Annotated in this window: 1 protein-coding gene; it reads left to right on the forward strand. The window is 72.9% G+C overall.

Annotated elements, in window-relative coordinates; genetic code table 11:
* On the forward strand, positions 1-236 hold a 236-nt coding region (locus tag ADL12_RS27980; protein WP_159053321.1), incomplete at both ends, for a helix-turn-helix domain-containing protein.

A 236-nucleotide genomic window follows, 5' to 3' on the forward strand; every position in this document is an offset into this window, starting at 1 on the left:
GTGCGTCGCGTTGTCTTCGACCGGCGTCCGGTCGCGCACGTCGCCAAGGAGCTGGGCGTCTCCCGTCAGTGTGCTCACCGCTGGGTCAATCGCTACCGGATCGAGGGCTGGCCAGGGCTGCACGATCGCTCCAGCCTCCCCCGCACCTGCCCCACCCGCACGCCGGCCGAGGTTGAGGCGCGCGTCCTTCAGGCCCGCCGACGCCTGCGCCGGGGACCCGAGCAGATCAGCGAGGC

The sequence above is a fragment of the Streptomyces regalis genome, assembly GCF_001509475.1.
In the GTDB taxonomy this organism is placed as follows: domain Bacteria; phylum Actinomycetota; class Actinomycetes; order Streptomycetales; family Streptomycetaceae; genus Streptomyces; species Streptomyces regalis.